Raw genomic sequence first — 19,159 nt, 5'->3', positions numbered from 1 at the left:
TTACTTTATACCTTTACGCCTATCCGTCCCCCTTCCTCCCGATTCTTCAAAAATAAACAAAAATAATCGAATAATCAGGTACAAAAATAAAAAATCAAGCGACACGATTGCTCCCATTCTCCTTCAATTTACAAGCAAAAATTGTCAACACTTGAAGTATAAATTCACAAGCAAAATTGCATTTTTCAGGTATAATAATGGATTCCCCAACTGCATTTTGTGAGCTGAATCCATGTCTGTTGTTCTGCCCTTGCGCGGTGTAACCGCCCTTTCCGATTTCCGTGTTGAAAAACTCTTCCAAAAAGCAGCCGCACTCGGCCTGCCCGAAGTCAAATTAAGCAGCGAATTTTGGTATTTTGTCGGTAGCGAAAAAGCACTTGATGCCGCGACAGTCGAAAAACTGCAAGCCTTACTGGCAGCGCAAAGCGTTGAACAAACGCCCAAAGCGCGCGAGGGCTTGCATTTATTTTTGGTAACGCCCCGTTTGGGTACGATTTCGCCGTGGGCTTCCAAGGCGACCAATATCGCCGAAAACTGCGGTTTGGAAGGCATTGAGCGTATTGAACGCGGCATGGCCGTATGGTTGGAAGGTGCGCTTACCGACGGGCAAAAACAACAATGGGCAGCCCTATTGCACGACCGCATGACCGAAAGCGTGTTGACCGACATCGATGCAGCGGCGCAACTGTTCCACCATATCCAATCGGAAACCTTCTCCAGCGTAGATGTATTGGGCGGCGGTAAAGAGGCATTGGTCAAAGCCAATACCGAAATGGGCTTGGCGCTTTCAGCCGACGAAATCGATTATCTGGTTGAAAACTATCAAGCTTTAAACCGCAATCCGACCGATGTTGAATTGATGATGTTCGCTCAGGCAAACAGCGAGCACTGCCGCCACAAAATCTTCAACGCTGACTTCATCCTCAACGGCGAAAAACAACCGAAATCCCTCTTCGGCATGATTCGCGATACACACAATGCGCATCCCGAAGGCACAGTCGTTGCCTATAAAGACAATTCGTCCGTGATTGAAGGCGCAAAAGTCGAGCGTTTCTATCCGAATGCGGCGGAAAACCAAGGCTACCGTTTCCACGAAGAAGACACCCATATCATCATGAAAGTGGAAACGCACAACCATCCGACCGCCATCGCGCCGTTTGCGGGCGCGGCAACAGGTGCGGGCGGTGAAATCCGCGATGAAGGCGCAACAGGCAAAGGCTCACGTCCGAAAGCGGGCTTAACCGGCTTTACCGTTTCCAACCTGAATATTCCAGGCTTGGAGCAGCCGTGGGAACAAGCCTACGGCAAACCCGGTCATATTGCTTCTCCACTAGACATCATGATTGAAGGCCCGATCGGCGGCGCAGCGTTCAACAACGAATTCGGCCGTCCGAACCTCTTGGGCTACTTCCGTACCTTTGAAGAAAAATTTGACGGTCAGGTCCGCGGCTACCACAAACCGATTATGATTGCCGGCGGCTTAGGCAGCATTCAGGCACAACAAACACACAAAGACGAAATCCCCGAAGGCGCATTGCTGATCCAACTGGGCGGCCCGGGCATGCTCATCGGCTTGGGCGGCGGCGCGGCTTCTTCCATGAACACCGGCACAAACGACGCATCTTTGGACTTCAACTCCGTACAACGCGGCAACCCCGAAATCGAACGCCGCGCGCAGGAAGTCATCGACCGCTGCTGGCAGCTTGGCGATAAAAACCCGATTATCTCCATCCACGACGTCGGCGCAGGCGGCTTGTCCAACGCCTTCCCTGAACTCGTCAACGATGCCGGACGCGGCGCGGTATTCAAACTGCGCGAAGTACCGCTGGAAGAACACGGCCTCAGCCCATTGCAAATTTGGTGTAACGAATCGCAAGAGCGTTATGTATTGTCGATTTTGGAAAAAGATTTGGAGACCTTCCGCGCCATCTGCGAACGCGAACGCTGCCCGTTTGCCGTAGTCGGTACGGCGACTGACGATGGTCATTTGAAAGTACGCGACGACTTATTCTCCAACAATCCCGTCGATTTGCCGTTGAACGTTTTGCTCGGCAAACCGCCCAAAACCACGCGCACCGACAAAACAGTTACGCCGTCTGAAAAACCGTTTAACGCTGGCGATATCGACATTACCGAAGCCGCCTACCGCGTTCTGCGCCTGCCTACCGTAGCGGCTAAAAACTTCCTGATTACCATCGGCGACCGCAGCGTCGGCGGCATGACCCACCGCGACCAAATGGTCGGCAAATACCAAACCCCCGTAGCTGACTGCGCCGTTACCATGATGGGTTTCAACACCTATCGCGGCGAAGCGATGTCTATGGGCGAAAAACCGACCGTCGCCCTGTTTGACGCGCCTGCTTCAGGCAGAATGTGCGTCGGCGAAGCCATCACCAACATCGCTGCGGTCAATATCGGCGACATCGGCAACATCAAGCTCTCCGCCAACTGGATGGCGGCGTGCGGCAACGAAGGCGAAGACGAAAAACTCTACCGCACCGTCGAAGCCGTTTCCAAAGCCTGTCAGGCATTGGATTTAAGCATCCCCGTGGGCAAAGACAGCCTGTCGATGAAAACCGTATGGCAGGATGGCGAAGAGAAAAAATCCGTTGTTTCGCCGTTGAGCCTGATTATCTCCGCGTTCGCGCCAGTTCAAGACGTGCGCAAAACCGTTACGCCCGTATTAAAAGACAATGCCAATTCGTTCACTATTCTGCTGATGATTGACTTAGGCAACAACAAGTGCCGTATGGGTGGGTCTGCACTGGCTCAAGTGTATAACCGAAGCGGCGGCGAAGCACCTGATATTGATGCAGGCCGTCTGAAAGCGTTTTATCAGTTAATTCAGCAACTCGTTCAAGAAGATAAGTTGCTGGCCTACCACGACCGCAGCGACGGCGGTTTGTTTGTGACTCTGGCAGAAATGGCATTTGCTTCTCGCCGTGGCATGAATCTCGACCTGCTGACAATGGTAAGTAAAAATATTAACGTTCAAAACGAGTATTACTCGTCTCAAGAATGGCAAAAATTTGTCCTAACTACCCTGTTTAACGAAGAATTAGGAGCCGTTATTGCTGTTCACGCTGCCGACCACGAATATATTTTCAATTTGTGCGAGAAACTGAATCTCACGCTGCACTATTTGGGAGAGTTTGCCGACAGCGGCCATATGGTCATCAATGCAGGAGAAGAAATTTTCAATCAATCCCTTACCGACCTGCAACGCGCATGGCAGGAAACCAGCCACGCCATTCAACGTCTGCGCGACAACCCTGCCTGCGCCGACAGTGAGTTTGCCCTGATTGACGACAACGACCGCAGCGCATTGTTTGCCGACGTGAAGTTCGACGTGAACGAAGACATCGCCGCGCCTTTCGTCAACAGCGGCGCGAAACCCAAAATCGCCATCCTGCGCGAACAGGGCGTGAACGGACAAATCGAAATGGCCGCCGCCTTCACCCGCGCCGGATTCGATGCTTACGACGTGCATATGTCCGACCTGATGGCAGGCCGCGTCCACCTTGCCGACTTCAAAATGCTGGCGGCGTGCGGCGGCTTCAGCTACGGCGACGTACTCGGCGCGGGCGAAGGCTGGGCGAAATCCATCCTGTTCCACCCCGCCTTGCGCGACCAGTTCGCCGCCTTCTTCGCCGACCCGAACACGCTGACATTGGGCGTGTGCAACGGCTGCCAAATGGTCAGCAACCTCGCCGAAATCATCCCCGGCACGGCAGGCTGGCCGAAGTTCAAACGCAACCTGAGCGAACAGTTCGAAGCGCGCCTGAGCATGGTTCATGTTCCGAAATCCGCGTCGCTGATTCTGAACGAAATGCAAGGTTCCAGCCTGCCTGTCGTGGTCAGCCACGGCGAAGGCCGCGCCGACTTCGCGCTTCACGGCGGCAACATTTCTGCTGATTTGGGCATTGCGTTGCAATATGTAGACGGTCAAAACCAAGTGACCCAAACTTATCCCCTCAACCCTAACGGCTCGCCTCAAGGTATTGCCGGTGTAACCAACGCCGATGGTCGCGTGACCATCATGATGCCGCATCCGGAACGCGTCTATCGTGCCGCACAAATGAGCTGGAAACCGGAAGACTGGACCGAACTCTCCGGCTGGTACCGCCTCTTCGCCGGAGCAAGGAAAGCTTTGGGTTAACCGGCAGGCTGATTTGATTCAGGTTTAAAGAAAAGGTCGTCTGAAAACGATTTAGCGGATTCTGTTATATCTGTTTTCAGACGACCTTTATATATTCTTTTACGTATAAGACCGAACCAATGCGTATGAAGACCGAACCAACCGCCGTCATTCCCGCGCAGGCGGGAATCCAGACCTCTGCATTTCAAAAATATTTAAAAATTACTGCAAATCCAAACTTCTGGATTCCCGCCTGCGCGGGAATGACGGCCTAGATTTTTTATCCCGAACCTATATACAAATAAACTTAATTGAATTTATAGAAAAATTTGGAGAAGCTTATGTCTAACATAGTAATTTTTAAAAACATGCCGAATGATGATGACTATATTAAATGGATTGATGAAAACCCAAATGGATTTGTATTAAATATAGATCAAACTAAAGACCCTTCTAAGATTTGGAAAGATTATCCCAAAATACATTTTGCTAATTGTAACCAACTAAATAAAAGGCCGGGGCGCACAACTGGAAAATATTTCAAAGTTTGCTCAAACTCAATTGAAGAACTTGAAAAATGGAGCCTGGATGAATACAGGAGAGAACTAACTCCATGCGGAACCTGTAAGAAAAACGGATTACCGGTAGGACGGCTCATGGGAATACCAAATTTTCAGGTAGCTTCTGCCCTGTCCTTAAAATCTGATATAGACGAACTCGAAGAATGTTTAGCCTCCGAGACTAATCCAGAAAAGCGAACCGAAATTGAAACTTTGATAAAAGCCCGTCAAGGGCAAGGCAGATTCCGGCAAAAACTACTCGAACTGTATCCGAACTGCCCGCTAACAGGTCTAGATGTTCGGTCTTTACTTATTGCCAGCCATATCAAACCTTGGAGCAAATGCAATAATGAAGAGAGGTTAGATCCCTTCAATGGACTGATGCTCGCACCCAATATTGACGCATTATTCGATAGCGGACTGATTACGTTTGATGCCGACGGTACGATAAAAATCAGTCCGAAAATCGATCTGGAAAATCAAAAGCGGCTTGGAATTTCTCCCGATATGAAATTAAAAATCGAACCTGAAAGCCAAAAATATTTCGAGTATCACCGCAACCACGTTTTCCAAAAAGAAGAATAGATAGTGTTGAACAGCCCGTTGATTTAAGGTCGTCTGAAAACGATTTAGCGAACCACGCTATATTTGTTTTCAGACGACCTTTTTGCGTCCTTTTGCGTATAAAGACCAAACCCGCCGCCATCATTCTGTATTTCCCTCTTTTAAACTATAATCGACATATTCAGACGGCCTTTCCCGACATTATGACTCGACAAGCCTTTATCCTCAGCGATTGCGAATTTTCCGAATGCGGCGAGAAGCCTTACGCCCTGTTGACCGCGAATCCGACGAAGGAACACCACTTCATCGCTCAAACCGAGCAGCGGCAGCATGCGCATAATCCGCAGGTCAGCCCGCAAAATCAAAACGTTTACCGCCTGCCCTTGTCAATGTTCCATACTGGCGAAAAAGCCCGCGGCAAAGAACAAAACCGCAGCGAAGCGATAAGCGTCAACATCATCGGCAACTTGGCGGCGAAAAACCTCTATACGCTGACCTTTGTCGAAGACTCCGCCAACCAATACAATCTGGAAAGCTGGTTCAACCGTCATGAAAGCGGCTACGAAGATGCCTGCAACCATCTACGCACCTTACCTGCAGGCTGTCTGAAAACAACTACGGCAAATGCCGATACCGTCAAAGTACCGGATGCCTTGTGGCGGATATTGCGGCTGAAATTCCTCGGTATTCTGCGCAATCCGCACAACCACAAAAACCTGTTTGCCCACCGCCTGCACCAAACACTTCGAGCGCAGCTGCCGGAAGTCGGTTTTGAATTTGTCCGCTTAATCAGCAAACGCGATCCCAAGCGCATCGAAGCCATTATGCAGGACTACCGTTTCACTTTTCTCGGCTATGTTGATTGGCTGGGCGGGCTTTACGGTATGTTGAGCGAAGGCGTGGCGCAACCGTCGTTGTTTGAACGGCTATTTTGCAATATCTTTGCCGAACCCGAAGCAGTGAAAATCGAATTGTTCCGCTATCCGGAAAACACGGGGCTGTGCCTGTTTGGCGACAGCAGTTTCTGCCTGCAAGCCTCGGCCAAACTATTCAGCGTCGGCGTTAATATCTCGCACGATATGTTTGCCATCATCCATCTGCAAACCGACCGTTGGCACGCGTTTAAAAACACCTTTCATCACGACGCGCCCAAACTGCAAGGCCAAGTGCGGATTATCGACGGCGACCAAACCCAAAGATTGCTGTTCAACCGACTGTGCATCCATCAAGCCCATGAAGCCGTGTTCGGCCAAAGCCCGAATATCAAAGATTATCTAGAGGCCGTCTGAAACCCCAAACCAGAAGAAAGCATATGAAAATCACGCCAATCCAAGCCCTAAACGACAACTACATCTGGATGATTCAAGAGGGCAACCATGCTGCCTGCGTCGATCCGTCCGATGCCACGCCCGTTTTGAAATTCCTCGTCCACAACCGCCTGATGCTGGCGCAAACATGGATTACCCATCCACACCCCGATCATACCGGCGGCGCAAAAAGCCTGTTCCACGGCTTTTTAGAATCCCCGATCTATGGCGAAAGCGACATCGACGTGGCAACGCATACCGTCACCGCAGGTACGCAGTTCCCGTTTGGCGAAGGCTTGGTTACCGTTTGGGCAACCCCCGGCCATACCGACCGCCACATCAGCTATCTGCTGGAAAATTCAGACGGCCTGCATGTTTTCTGCGGCGATACCTTGTTCTCCGCCGGTTGTGGACGCGTATTTACCGGAACAATTGAGCAGCTTTACGACAGCTTCCACCGATTCAACCAGCTACCCGAAGAAACGCTGTTTTATCCGGCACACGAATACACCGCCTCCAATCTGCGCTTTGCCCAGCATATCGAGCCAGACAATGCCGACATTCAGACAGCCTTGGCCGCAGCCGAACACACGCCGACACTGCCTGTCAGCCTGGCGCACGAACGCAAAGTCAATCCGTTTTTCCGCATACATCTGCCCCAAGTTCAGGCACGCGCCCAAGAATTGAGCGGACGAAAATTAAACAGCGAACTCGAAGTCTTCGCCGCTTTACGTGAATTGAAAAATCAATTTTAATTGGGCTTAGTCCCTAAAGAATAAAGGCCGTCTGAACAATATCTGTTCAGACGGCCTTTATTCTTTAGGGATTATTCCCATTCAATCGTGGCAGGCGGTTTGCCGCTGACATCATAAACCACGCGGTTGATGCCTTTGACTTCGTTGATGATGCGGTTGGACACGCGGCCAAGCAGCGAGTATGGCAGCTCAGCCCAGTGGGCAGTCATAAAGTCGCTGGTAATCACGGCACGCAAGGCTACGACGTAATCGTAAGTGCGGCCGTCACCCATTACGCCGACGGATTTCACAGGCAGGAATACGGCAAAGGCTTGGCTGGTCAGGTCATACCAAGATGTGCCGTTTTCATCGGTAGTATTGCGCAATTCTTGAATAAAAATATCGTCTGCCTGACGGAGCAAGTCGGCGTATTCTTTTTTCACTTCGCCCAAGATACGCACGCCCAAACCCGGGCCCGGGAACGGATGACGGTACACCATTTCGCGCGGCAGACCCAAAGCGACGCCCAGTTCGCGTACTTCGTCTTTGAACAAGTCGCGCAAAGGCTCAAGCAGCTTGAGCTTCATGTTTTCAGGCAGACCGCCGACATTGTGGTGGGATTTGATGGCGTGGGCTTTTTTGGTTTTCGCGCCTGCGGATTCGATTACGTCAGGGTAAATCGTACCTTGCGCCAACCATTTGGCGTTGGTGAGTTTTTTCTCTTCAGCGTCAAAGACTTCGATAAATTCCGCACCGATGATTTTGCGTTTTTTCTCCGGATCGGTCACGCCGGCAAGTTTCGCCAAAAACTGCTCTTCGGCATCAACGTGAATCACGCGCACACCCAAGTTGCGGGCAAACATGTCCATCACCATTTTGCCTTCATTCAAACGTAACAGACCGTGGTCAACAAACACGCAGGTCAGTTGGTCACCGATGGCGCGGTGAATCAGCGCGGCCGCTACGGAAGAGTCCACGCCGCCAGACAAACCCAAAATCACTTCGTCGCTGCCGACTTGTTCGCGGATTTTGGCAACAGCTTCTTCGATGTAGTTCGGCATGGTCCAGCTTGGTTGTGCGCCGCAAATATCCAAGACAAAGCGGTTTAACAACGCGCGGCCTTGTTTGGTGTGGGTCACTTCAGGGTGGAATTGGATGCCGTAGAATTGTTTCTCAGCGTTTTCCATCATGGCAATCGGGCAAGACGGGGTGTCGCCGATGACAGAGAAGCCGGTAGGCAGTTTGGAAACTTTATCGCCATGGCTCATCCAAACGTCGAGCGTATTAGGCGCATCGTCTTGAATGTCGCGTGTCAGCTCGCTGTCGATGGTTTTAACTTGTGCATAACCGAATTCGCGTTGGTTGCCGGGCTGTACTTCGCCGCCCAAGTGGTGCGCCATAAATTGCATACCGTAGCAGATGCCCAAAACCGGAATACCTAAATCGAAGATGCCAGTATCGGCTTGATAGTCGGATTCGTAAACGGAATTGGGGCCGCCGGAGAGGATAATACCTTTCGGATTGAAGGCTTTGATTTCGTCCAAAGGCATGTCGAAAGAATGCAGCTCGCAGTAAACATGGGCTTCGCGCACGCGGCGGGCGATCAGCTGGGTAACTTGCGAACCGAAGTCGAGGATGAGGATTTTGTCTTGGGTCATGGCGGAAACTTTGCAAAATGTAAGAAAACAGTGCGGCCGATAGGGAAAATTTCAAATTTAAACCACAATAAAAAAGGCCGTCTGAAACGGCGGATTATACCATTGTTCAGACGGCCTTTATAGGGCAAAACCCAAATCTCTCATCTTTCTATTTTGTGTGTTTTTCAGGAATCATATCGCTGCGCGAGAGCAACAGCAGGCAACCCAATACAACCATGCCGATGGCCAGCAACGGAGAGAGGTAAATCCAGTAGCTCATGTGCAGATAAATGGCTGTACCGATATAAACCAGCATCGGACCGGAAACGATGGACTGTTTGTTGATGCCGTCCATAATCAACACGGCAAAGCCCAAAATAATTAATGCGCCGGCAATCATTGTCGATGTCGCAGGCAAAATATCCGTAGCGCGCAAAAACCAAATCGCACCAAAGATAATCAAAAACAAAGGCAGAAAAAGTGAGGGGCGGGACATAACAACGCTCCGTAAAGGTTTCAGATGGCCTGTATTATTGGGTGCGTCGGCCATGCAGGCAAGATATAAAAATGCAATCTTGTGTGTAATTATGCAAAGGTTGGCACAACAAAAAGGCCGTCTGAACAACGGCAAACCGAAATCAAATATTTCAATTTTCCTCTTAACAGACGGCCTTTTAAATCATCAGGCTTTGCCGGTGCTGCCGAATCCGCCTTCGCCGCGCTCGCTGGCGGCAAACTCGTCCACAACCTTAAACGCGGCTTGGACAACCGGCACAATCACCATTTGCGCGATACGCTCCATCGGCTCGATGGTAAACGCTTCTTTACCACGGTTCCACAAAGAAACCTTCAATTCGCCTTGATAATCCGAGTCAATCAAACCAACCAAGTTACCCAAAACAATACCGTGTTTATGACCCAAGCCGGAACGCGGCAACAAAACAGCTGCATACGTGGGGTTGGCCAAATGCACCGCCAAACCGGTCGGAACGAGATATACATCGCCCGGCTGCAATACAATGGCTTCATCCAGGCAGGCACGCAAGTCCAAACCGGCAGAACCGGGCGTTGCATAAGCAGGCAGGGAATCGGCCATTTTCGGATTTAAGATTTTCAGTTCGACTTCGGTTTGCATGACAGGACTCCGTATTGTTCTATATTGGAAAGGGCTACGATTATACACAAATGCCCTTGAGGCCGTCTGAAAAAACGGAGTATGATTCAGTCAGACCTAAGGAGAAAAATCATGGATCTGCACAATATCCGCGAAGATTACAGCAAACGCGAGCTGTCGGAAGCCGAATGCCACGCCGACCCGATTGTCCAATTCGAGCAATGGCTGAACGAAGCGATTCACGCCGAAGTCAACGAGCCGACTGCGGTCAACGTTGCCGCCGTAGGCGAAGACGGCAGACCCAACAGCCGCATGGTGCTGCTGAAAGAAGTCAACCCCAAAGGCTTTGTTTTCTTTACCAATTACCACAGCCGCAAAGGCCGCTCCTATACTGCACACCCTTTTGCCGCCATGACTTTTTTCTGGCCGGAACTCGAGCGCCAAGTGCGCATTGAAGGACGCATCGAAAAACTCGACGCCGCCGCTTCGGACGAATATTTTGAAAGCCGCCCCTACACCAGCCGTATCGGCGCATGGGCAAGCGAACAAAGCGAAGTGATTTCCAGCAAAGCCGTTTTAGTGGCCAAAGCCGCAGCCGTCGGTGTCAAACATCCCCTGCATGTTCCCCGTCCTCCGCATTGGGGCGGATACCTCGTTATTCCCGACCGTATCGAATTTTGGCAAGGCCGCCCCAGCCGCCTGCACGACCGCATCCAATACCGCCTGGTTGACGGCAACTGGATACGCGAACGCCTTTCACCATAATTTTCGGATTTTCAAACAAAAAATTACTGGTTGAGTTACAATACAACCTTTCATCGGCAGGCCGTCTGAATCTGATTTTCAGACGGCCTTTTCCCCCAATCCAACCCCTGCCGCAAATGCCGCAGAAGAACCGCTTTTTCAAGCGAGTTAGGAAAAATCATGTCCAAACAGCCTTCCAGCAAACGCCAATGGCGCGACGGCGTATCATCTACCGCCAAAAAACCTTCTAAACCGGCCAAATCCTTTGCCAATAAAAAACGTCCCGACGACGAACGCAAAACATCAGGCAAACCTTACGGCCAAAAAGTTTCAGACGGCCCTAAAGCTCAAAATACCGCGCCCAAACAACGTGCTGCCAAAGCCAAAAAACTGGTTGTCCGCAACCCCAACCAAAAAATCATGGAACACGCCCGCGATTTGAAAGAACGCCGCAGCGACCTTTCACGCTTCGAACCCGAGCGACTGCAAAAAGTCCTGGCCGCTTCCGGCGTCGGCTCACGCCGCGAAATGGAAGAATGGATCAGCAACGGCTGGGTAACGGTCAACGGCCGCGTCGCCCAACTGGGCGAAAAAGTTACGCCCGACGACCACGTTACCGTCAAAGGCAGCATCATCAAACTCAAATGGGCCGACCGCCTGCCACGCATCATCCTCTACTACAAACAAGAAGGCGAAATCGTTTCCCGCGACGATCCGCAAGGCCGCGTCAGCATCTTCGACCGTCTGCCGCAAGCAGCCAGCAGCCGCTGGGTAGCCATCGGCCGATTGGACATCAATACCAGCGGCCTTTTGATCCTGACCACTTCAGGCGAACTTGTTCAACGCTTTGCCCACCCCAGCTTTGAAGTCGAACGCGAATACGCCGTGCGCGTATTGGGCGAGTTGACCACCGAACAAATGCGCGTCCTGACCGAAGAAGGCGTCATGCTCGAAGACGGTCTAGCAAAAGTGGAACGCATCTACGAACAAGGCGGCGAAGGCGCAAACAAATGGTACAACGTCGTCATCAAAGAAGGCCGCAACCGCGAAGTACGCCGCATTTTTGAAAGCCAAGGCCTCACCGTCAGCCGCCTCGTCCGCGTAGGCTTCGGCCCCATCGGCCTGCCAAACCGCCTCAAACGCGGCCAGTTCTACGAACTCAATCCGGCAGAAGTCGCCAACATCATCAAATGGGCGGACATGCTGCTGCCGGGCGAACGTCGCCGGAAGAAAAGTTAATGTAAGATAAATCGGGGCTGAGACTTTTGCAAAATCGTCTCAGCCTTATAACATCTTGCTTTAGTCATAAAAAGCAAAAGAATTAAAACACTTAATACTCAACTCTCTTAGCACAAAACATATCATTACAAATTTAATCCATTTATTTTAACTATTTGAACTATTTATATTTTTTCTACTTAATTATTAAATATAAGTAAAACCACTCCAACCTTCACAAGGCTGTACTCAATGATAGCCTATCCCTTAACCTCAACAAATCTGTATGGTCACTACTTCCCAATACATCTAAATTTCCAAATGCTTTGGCATAAATTTCTTATTTATAAGATAATGCTATTTCTTTAATCATTATAAAAAAGGGGAAACTATGTTTGATTTTATAAAGCGGAAATTTCGTGAAGCCATCATTGACCCGATTTCCGACAGTGTTCGAGAAAAACAGGAACAATTGGCAGAAACGGCTTCTGAATATGCGGCACCAAGCGTTTTCTACCTACTCTTCGCCATTACAGGAGCAGTAGCCGCCATTTTGGTTTTACTTAGCCTTTCACTCTATATAGGCCAGCTTTTGGGCAGCTACCTATACGGACTATTTATCTTTACCTCATTTTTTATCTTATTGTTTTTATTTGTATGGGCCATGCGTTCTCGTATTGAAACAGCCGTTAAAAAAACCGTATATGAGCTTTTAAAACCATCAACAGATGCCGATGTTACGATTCCTTTGGTGGAGGCGGAGGTCTTAGAAGAAACGGAAGTCAAACGTTTGGAAAAACATTAAAATTTTAAAAGGCCGTCTGGAAAACATTCAGACGGCCTTTTAATTAAACTTTTTATTTTTCCGATTTCAACACCCGCTGACGGCGGGTTTCACTCAATACCATGCCTGCGCTGACGGAAACGTTCATGCTTTCTACCGTGCCAAACATCGGAATCGATACCAGCATATCGCAATGCTCGCGCGTCAGGCGGCGCATACCTTCGCCTTCGTTGCCCATTACCCAGGCCACGCTGTCGGGCAAGTCGCAGTGGTAAAGGTCGGAGTCGCCGCCCATGTCTGTGCCGACAATCCAAATGCCGTACTCTTTCAATTCACGCAAAGTACGGGCAAGATTGGTTACGGTAATATACGGCACGGTTTCCGCCGCACCACAGGCAACTTTGCTGACGGTCGCATTCAAGCCGGCGCTTTTGTCTTTGGGTGCAATCACGGCATGCACGCCCATCGCATCGGCAGTACGCAGGCACGCGCCGAGGTTGTGCGGATCGGTAATGCCGTCCAATACCAGCAAAAACGGTGGTTCGCTCAGGTTTTCCAACACATCTTCCAAGTGAACATGGTTTTTGGAAGCATCGATAAACCCTACTACGCCCTGATGGCGAGCCCCTTTGCTGATGGCATTCAGGCGGTCGGCATCGGCAAAATGCACGCGTACGTTTTCAGAGGCCGCTTTATCCAATACATCGCGGGTGCGTGCATCGGATTTGCCCTCTTGGATATAGAGTTCGGTAATCGATTTCGGGTTTTGCCACAAACGGGCATTGACGGCGTGAAAGCCATAGATGAGTCGTTGGTTTGCCATGTTTTTGCTTTATCAAAAAATTCAGACGGCCATTATAACAAGTAAGGCCGTCTGAAAATTTTTTATTTCATCAAATAACCGAGTATGCCCGAAGTGCCAACGCCGATTAATACCGTCACCAACATCGAAAACCGGCTGGCCGCCAATACCGTCAAAGCAATGGCAATCAGCTCATGCGGTTTGTCCGACACAAAATAAGGCGCAATCACGGAAATCAACACACAGCCCGGCGCGGCCTCCATAACCACTTGCGCACGACGGCTCAAGGTACGATTGCGCAATGCAAAAAAGCCGATTAATCGGGTTGAATAAGTAACGGCCAGCATGCTTAAAAACAGCAGAAACGATTGCAGCGACAACAAATCCTTCATTTTTGCTCTCCACACAAATACGCCGCCAACAAACCCGATAACGTTCCGGCCGGAACATACCATGCGCCATCCACGGTCAAATAGGTTGCGCACGCCACAATCAGGCTGACAAACCAAGGGCGCGAAGCCGCAAAGCTCTTCCACATCCCGCGCAGCAACACCAAAAACACCGCAGGAAACGCCATGCCGAAGCCCCAAGCCGCCACATCGCCGAACATCGGACCGACTGCCGCGCCAAATGCTGCAAAACCAATCCAAGTTACATACAAAATAAAACACACGCCGGCATAAAACGGCATATTGAATGCAGGCAAACCTGCCGCCTTACGCTTTTGAATTTCAGCAAATGCCATTGCCCAGCTTTCATCACACATAAAAAACAGCGCGGGCATCGCCTTTTTCAGCGGCATATCCCTCATATACAGTGCAATCGCCGCCCCCATCAGGATATGGCGCGAATTGATCATAAACGTAACCGTTGCAATCAGCATAATCGGCAAAGGATTTGCCCACAAATTGACTGCGGCAAATTCCGAACCTCCGGCAAAGTTCATGCCCGTCATCAGCAGCATTTCCAGCCAACTCATGCCCTTTTGTCCGCCCTGCATGCCCAAAATCAGCGCCCACGGCAACAAGCCGATCAGCATGGGGGAACATTCTTTGATACCGCGCAGAAATTCCGATTGAGGAGAAGCAGTGTGATTCATTTTGATTGAAACGGTTTATTAAAAAGAAGCGGCGTATTATAAAGCAGGCCGTCTGAACAAGGGTATAATACGGAAAAATTAGATTTATTTACGGAAACCGATATGACCCACACCGTCCATCTGCAGTTTGAAGAAATTGACAATACCGTGTTGCAACGCCTGTGCGGCGCGCTCGACAGCAATCTCGAAGCCTTAGGCAAAGCCCTTGATATCCAAATCAGCCGCCGCTTTGAACATTTCACCTTCATGGGCGAACTGGCACACGCCGGCCGTCGTGCCTTGCTGTCACTGGCCGAAGCCGCAGAAAAAGGCGACTTGGACGACAACGCCATCAGCCTCGCGGCCGTTGAAGCAAAAACCGCAGATGAAAAACACGAAGAAAAACACCACGACCAACAATACTATTTCCGCACCAAACGCGGCAGCATCGGCGGCCGCACCCCGCGCCAAAACGGCTATATCCGCGCCTTGCTCAACCACGATGTCGTGTTCGGCTTAGGCCCTGCCGGTACGGGTAAAACCTATCTTGCCGTTGCTGCCGCAGTCGATGCCATGGAAAAACACCAAATCGAACGCATCGTTTTGGTGCGCCCTGCAGTCGAAGCCGGCGAAAAATTAGGCTTCCTGCCGGGCGATTTAGCGCAAAAAGTCGATCCCTACCTGCGACCGCTTTACGATGCGCTTTATGATTTGATGGGTTTCGACCGTGTAACCAAACTGATGGAAAAAGGTTTGATTGAAATTGCGCCGCTAGCCTATATGCGCGGCCGCACCTTAAATGGTGCGTATGTCATTTTGGATGAAGCGCAAAACACCACGCCCGAACAAATGAAAATGTTCCTAACCCGTATCGGCTTCGGTGCCAAAGCAGTCATTACCGGCGACATCAGCCAAATCGACCTGCCGCGCAACATCAAATCCGGCTTGAAAGATGCACGCGAAAAACTGCGCGATGTAGAAGGCCTGTATTTCCACACCTTCACCAGCGAAGACGTTGTCCGCCATCCTTTGGTGCAGAAAATTGTCGAAGCCTATGAAGCAGCAGAAGAACAAGCTGAAAAGAAAAACGGTGAATAATCTTTTCAAACACTTAAGGCCGTCTGAAAATCAAATTTCAGACGGCCTTTCTACATCATTTGCCTCATAATACTGCTATAATCCGAAAACCAAGTAAAACAACGACTTCAAAAGGAAAAATATGACCCTCAAGCCACCCGTCCGAATCGCCGTTACCGGCGCGGCAGGCCAAATCGCCTACGCCACCCTCTTCCGTATCGCCGGCGGCATTATGCTCGGACGCGACCAACCCGTTATCCTGCAGCTGCTCGACCTGCCGCAGGCACAACAGGCATTGCGCGGCGTGATCATGGAAATGCAGGATTGCGCCTTCCCGCTCCTTGCTGACATCTTCGCCACAGACGACCCCGAAGTCGCCTTCAAAGATGCCGACATCGCCCTCTTGATTGGAGCGCGCCCGCGTACGCAAGGCATGGAGCGCGCCGACTTGCTACACGCCAATGGCGAAATTTTCAAAGTACAAGGCGCGGCGTTGAACAAAGTTGCCAATCGCAACGTTAAAGTCCTCGTCGTCGGCAATCCGGCCAATACCAACGCCTACATCGCCATGAAATCCGCACCCGACATCCCGCCGGAAAATTTCACCGCCCTGATGCGTCTTGACCACCACCGCGCCGTCAGTCAAATTGCCGAAAAAATCAACCGCCCAATTACTTCCATCGAGCAAATGTGCGTCTGGGGAAACCATAGCCCGACCATGTACGCCGACTACCGCTACGCCACCAGCAACGGCGAGTCCGTTCAAGACATGATTACCGAACCCGACTGGAACACCGAAGTCTTCATGCCGAAAATCGCCGGACGCGGTGCCGCCATTATCGCCGCACGCGGCTCATCATCCGCAGCTTCCGCCGCCAATGCCGCCATCTACCACCTGCGCGACTGGTTGCTCGGCAGTAGTGGCAAATGGATAACCATGGGCGTTCCATCCGACGGCTCTTACGGCATTCCCGAAGGTTTGATTTTCGGCTTCCCCGTCATTTGCGACGAAGGCAGCTACCGCATCGTCCAAGGCTTGGATTTGTCGGACGAATTCAGCCAAAAACGTATTGCCGCCACGCTGGCCGAATTAGAAGAAGAGCGTTCAGCCATCCAAGATCTACTCTAAAACAAAGGCCGTCTGAAAACCAAATTTCAGACGGCCTAAATAATTAAATGCCCGTTCTACAATCATTTTTAAAAACTAGAATGGCACTCTTTGTCCTTGTTTATCTTTAAGATGCCATTGACCTGACGGTGTACAACCGCCGCCACTACCGCCGACAGCATAATGATCACAATTCGGGTCAAGCCGTTTCCCTTGAGAATATGAGCCATTTGTCAAATCGTCTCCATCAAAGGAACTGCATGCGCCGGTGAAAGCTACGCAAAACAAGATTAAAAATTTCTTCAACATTCACATCACCTTTTTTATAAAAATCATACCCAAAAATTGTAACCTAGATAAAGTTCCCACGCTATCGATATGAGCCACACCGTGTGAGCAAAAAGAACCAATCTCGCCTTGCCCACATTTGTGTATATAACTAATTGTGCCGCCGATATATGTGCCAAAATTTCTCTGCCATCACTCAAAGAAAAACTACTGCCAGAAATTTGGAATACACATCTAATGCAATTAAAAACATATAAAATAGTTATCAAACTAATTTTATAAACATGTGACAAATTTTTTGCAACTTTGTTTCTTATGGTTTTGCTTTTTTATAAAGCTCGTTCTAATAATATCAAAATTAACAAGTAGCTTTACTGTATTTGAAAAAGGCCGTCTGAAAACCAAATTTCAGACGGCCTTTACTGTGCAGCTTTATTCCGCTACATCAATGCACAAATATTTCAATTCCAAATACTCGTCCGCACCGTATTTACTGCCTTCACGTCCCAAACCGCTGCGTTTTACGCCGCCAAACGGTGCTACTTCATTACTGATTAAGCCCGTATTGATGCCGACCATGCCGTATTCCAAGGCTTCGCCGATGCGCCACTGACGGGCGGTATCAGCCGTATAAAGGTAAGCTGCCAGACCGTATTCCGTATTGTTCGCAGCCTCGATGACTTCGGCTTCGGTTTCAAAACGGAACACTGGACACAAAGGCCCGAAGGTTTCCTCGCGAGCTACCGCCATTTGCGCCGTAACGCCGCTTAAAACAGTCGGCTCAAAAAACGTTCCGCCCAACGCGCTGCGTTTACCGCCAGTCAGGCAGACCGCTCCTTTGGAGAGCGCGTCAGCGATGTGCTGCTCAACTTTCTCCACCGCTTTTTCCTCAATCAGCGGCCCTTGGTTCACTCCATCCTCCAAGCCGTTACCCAATTTGAGCGCAGCCACTTTTTCACTTAATTTGCGGCAAAATTCGTCGTAAATACCTGATTGAGCGTAAACGCGGTTGGTGCAGACGCAGGTCTGACCGCTATTACGGAACTTGCTAGCAAGCGCGCCTTCGACAGCTTTGTCCAAATCGGCATCGTCAAACACGATAAACGGCGCATTACCGCCCAGTTCCAAACTGAGTTTTTTAATGTCTGCCGCGCTGTCGGCAAAAATTTTCGCGCCGACTTCGGTCGAACCGGTGAAGCTGATTTTGCGCACGGTCGGGTTCGTGGCAAATTCATGGCTGATTTCCGAAGCACTACCGCTGACAACAGGCAACAAATCCTGCGGCACGCCCGCTTCATAAGCCAGCACGGCCAATGCATACGCACTCAAAGGCGTGAACGATGCAGGTTTGACTATCATCGCACAGCCCACCGCCAAAGCAGGTGCAGCCTTGCGCGCAATCATCGCAGACGGGAAGTTCCACGGCGTAATCGCAGCAGTAACGCCGACGGGCTGTTTCAACACGACCAGTTTTTGCGTCGCCTTTACGCTTGTCAGCACATCGCCGTCAATCCGCCTTGCCTCTTCGGCAAACCAGCGTACAAACGAAGCCGCATAATCAATCTCGCCGCGCGCCTCGGTCAGGCTTTTGCCCTGTTCCATCGTCATGATGCGCGCCAGTTCTTCTTTGTTTTCTTTAATCAGAAAATACCAGCGCCACAACACATCGGCCCGCTCCAACGCAGTTTTTGCAACCCACAATTTTTGTACCGCCTCTGCCTTTTGAATCAAAAGCTTCAGGCAGTCTGAATCAGTCTTACGGACAAACGCCAAAGCCTCACCTGTTGCAGGGTTATCAACTCTAATGGCATCTGGAATCGAAACAAAGGAAATATCGGGATGATTGAGCAAACGGGCAAAATCTTTCATGAGAAACGACCTTTCTAAAACCGAGGATATACGTTCATTATCATATTCATACCATGAAAGCGCAACTGAATCGCAAAATAAGCCGACAGCAAAGGCCGTCTGAATATCTTACAGCCGATCTTTGGTTTAGCGACATC

The 19,159-nt window shown here is 50.3% G+C and carries 17 protein-coding genes; 10 read left to right on the top strand and 7 right to left on the bottom strand.

Going from position 1 to position 19,159, the window contains the following annotated elements; all coding sequences use genetic code 11:
* Positions 1–232 precede the first annotated feature (232 nt).
* From purL to gloB, 5 genes are all read left to right on the top strand, one after another.
* Positions 233–4,159, top strand: coding sequence for a phosphoribosylformylglycinamidine synthase (purL, locus tag HMPREF2560_RS05200; protein WP_070608943.1), 3,927 nt, complete (start codon positions 233–235; stop codon positions 4,157–4,159).
* 125 nt (positions 4,160–4,284) lie between these two features.
* Positions 4,285–4,413 carry a hypothetical protein gene (locus HMPREF2560_RS11425; RefSeq protein ID WP_283116703.1) on the top strand — a complete coding sequence of 43 codons (129 nt, stop codon included), beginning with the start codon at positions 4,285–4,287 and terminating at the stop codon, positions 4,411–4,413.
* A 66-nt stretch (positions 4,414–4,479) separates the two neighbouring features.
* Complete coding sequence (locus tag HMPREF2560_RS05195) at positions 4,480–5,283, top strand: HNH endonuclease (protein WP_070602964.1); 804 nt, start codon at positions 4,480–4,482, stop codon at positions 5,281–5,283.
* Between the two features lie 182 nt (positions 5,284–5,465).
* Positions 5,466–6,551, top strand: a complete 1,086-nt coding sequence (locus HMPREF2560_RS05190; RefSeq protein ID WP_070608941.1) for a hypothetical protein — start codon at positions 5,466–5,468, stop codon at positions 6,549–6,551.
* Positions 6,552–6,574: 23 nt separating this feature from the next.
* Entirely contained in the window at positions 6,575–7,324 is a 750-nt protein-coding gene (gene gloB, locus HMPREF2560_RS05185) for a hydroxyacylglutathione hydrolase (RefSeq protein ID WP_070608939.1), read from the top strand.
* A 71-nt stretch (positions 7,325–7,395) separates the two neighbouring features.
* On the opposite strand, the gene guaA is transcribed toward gloB, so the two are convergent.
* From guaA to dut, 3 genes are all read right to left on the bottom strand, one after another.
* On the bottom strand, positions 7,396–8,961 hold the full coding sequence (gene guaA, locus HMPREF2560_RS05180; RefSeq protein ID WP_070608937.1) for a glutamine-hydrolyzing GMP synthase: 1,566 nt from the start codon (positions 8,959–8,961) through the stop codon (positions 7,396–7,398).
* 148 nt (positions 8,962–9,109) lie between these two features.
* Positions 9,110–9,436, bottom strand: a complete 327-nt coding sequence (locus HMPREF2560_RS05175) for a hypothetical protein (RefSeq protein ID WP_039862324.1) — start codon at positions 9,434–9,436, stop codon at positions 9,110–9,112.
* 186 nt (positions 9,437–9,622) lie between these two features.
* Entirely contained in the window at positions 9,623–10,075 is a 453-nt protein-coding gene (gene dut, locus HMPREF2560_RS05170; RefSeq protein WP_070873757.1) for a dUTP diphosphatase, read from the bottom strand.
* A 111-nt stretch (positions 10,076–10,186) separates the two neighbouring features.
* Here dut and pdxH point away from each other — a divergent pair, with 111 nt between their 5' ends.
* The 3 genes from pdxH to HMPREF2560_RS05155 all read left to right on the top strand — a co-directional run bounded on the left by pdxH (position 10,187) and on the right by HMPREF2560_RS05155 (position 12,821).
* The gene (pdxH, locus tag HMPREF2560_RS05165; protein WP_049335246.1) at positions 10,187–10,819 is read left to right on the top strand and encodes a pyridoxamine 5'-phosphate oxidase; all 633 of its coding nucleotides are present in this window, start codon (positions 10,187–10,189) and stop codon (positions 10,817–10,819) included.
* 159 nt (positions 10,820–10,978) lie between these two features.
* On the top strand, positions 10,979–12,037 hold the full coding sequence (locus HMPREF2560_RS05160; protein ID WP_003686367.1) for a pseudouridine synthase: 1,059 nt from the start codon (positions 10,979–10,981) through the stop codon (positions 12,035–12,037).
* 370 nt (positions 12,038–12,407) lie between these two features.
* Entirely contained in the window at positions 12,408–12,821 is a 414-nt protein-coding gene (locus tag HMPREF2560_RS05155; protein ID WP_070608929.1) for a hypothetical protein, read from the top strand.
* Between the two features lie 52 nt (positions 12,822–12,873).
* Here HMPREF2560_RS05155 and rlmB read toward each other — a convergent pair whose 3' ends face one another.
* The 3 genes from rlmB to HMPREF2560_RS05140 form a co-directional block, all read right to left on the bottom strand.
* On the bottom strand, positions 12,874–13,623 hold the full coding sequence (gene rlmB / locus HMPREF2560_RS05150) for a 23S rRNA (guanosine(2251)-2'-O)-methyltransferase RlmB (RefSeq protein WP_004520319.1): 750 nt from the start codon (positions 13,621–13,623) through the stop codon (positions 12,874–12,876).
* 62 nt (positions 13,624–13,685) lie between these two features.
* Complete coding sequence (locus tag HMPREF2560_RS05145) at positions 13,686–13,994, bottom strand: AzlD family protein (RefSeq protein ID WP_003680717.1); 309 nt, start codon at positions 13,992–13,994, stop codon at positions 13,686–13,688.
* Entirely contained in the window at positions 13,991–14,701 is a 711-nt protein-coding gene (locus HMPREF2560_RS05140) for an AzlC family ABC transporter permease (RefSeq protein ID WP_070608925.1), read from the bottom strand. Before HMPREF2560_RS05140 ends, HMPREF2560_RS05145 begins: the two co-directional genes overlap by 4 nt.
* A 102-nt stretch (positions 14,702–14,803) precedes the next feature.
* Between HMPREF2560_RS05140 and HMPREF2560_RS05135 the strand changes: the two genes are divergently transcribed.
* On the top strand, positions 14,804–15,778 hold the full coding sequence (locus tag HMPREF2560_RS05135) for a PhoH family protein (RefSeq protein ID WP_004520317.1): 975 nt from the start codon (positions 14,804–14,806) through the stop codon (positions 15,776–15,778).
* A gap of 121 nt (positions 15,779–15,899) precedes the next feature.
* Positions 15,900–16,886 carry a malate dehydrogenase gene (locus HMPREF2560_RS05130; RefSeq protein ID WP_003680720.1) on the top strand — a complete coding sequence of 329 codons (987 nt, stop codon included), beginning with the start codon at positions 15,900–15,902 and terminating at the stop codon, positions 16,884–16,886.
* A 699-nt stretch (positions 16,887–17,585) separates the two neighbouring features.
* Here the strand turns inward: HMPREF2560_RS05130 and HMPREF2560_RS05125 are convergent.
* Positions 17,586–19,022, bottom strand: a complete 1,437-nt coding sequence (locus HMPREF2560_RS05125; RefSeq protein WP_070608923.1) for an NAD-dependent succinate-semialdehyde dehydrogenase — start codon at positions 19,020–19,022, stop codon at positions 17,586–17,588.
* Between the last annotated feature and the right edge of the window lie 137 nt (positions 19,023–19,159).

Source organism: Neisseria sp. HMSC078H04, from assembly GCF_001838135.1.
GTDB lineage: Bacteria > Pseudomonadota > Gammaproteobacteria > Burkholderiales > Neisseriaceae > Neisseria.
The sequence above is the reverse complement of the archived record's forward strand: the minus strand, read 5'-3'. Positions and strand labels throughout refer to the sequence as shown.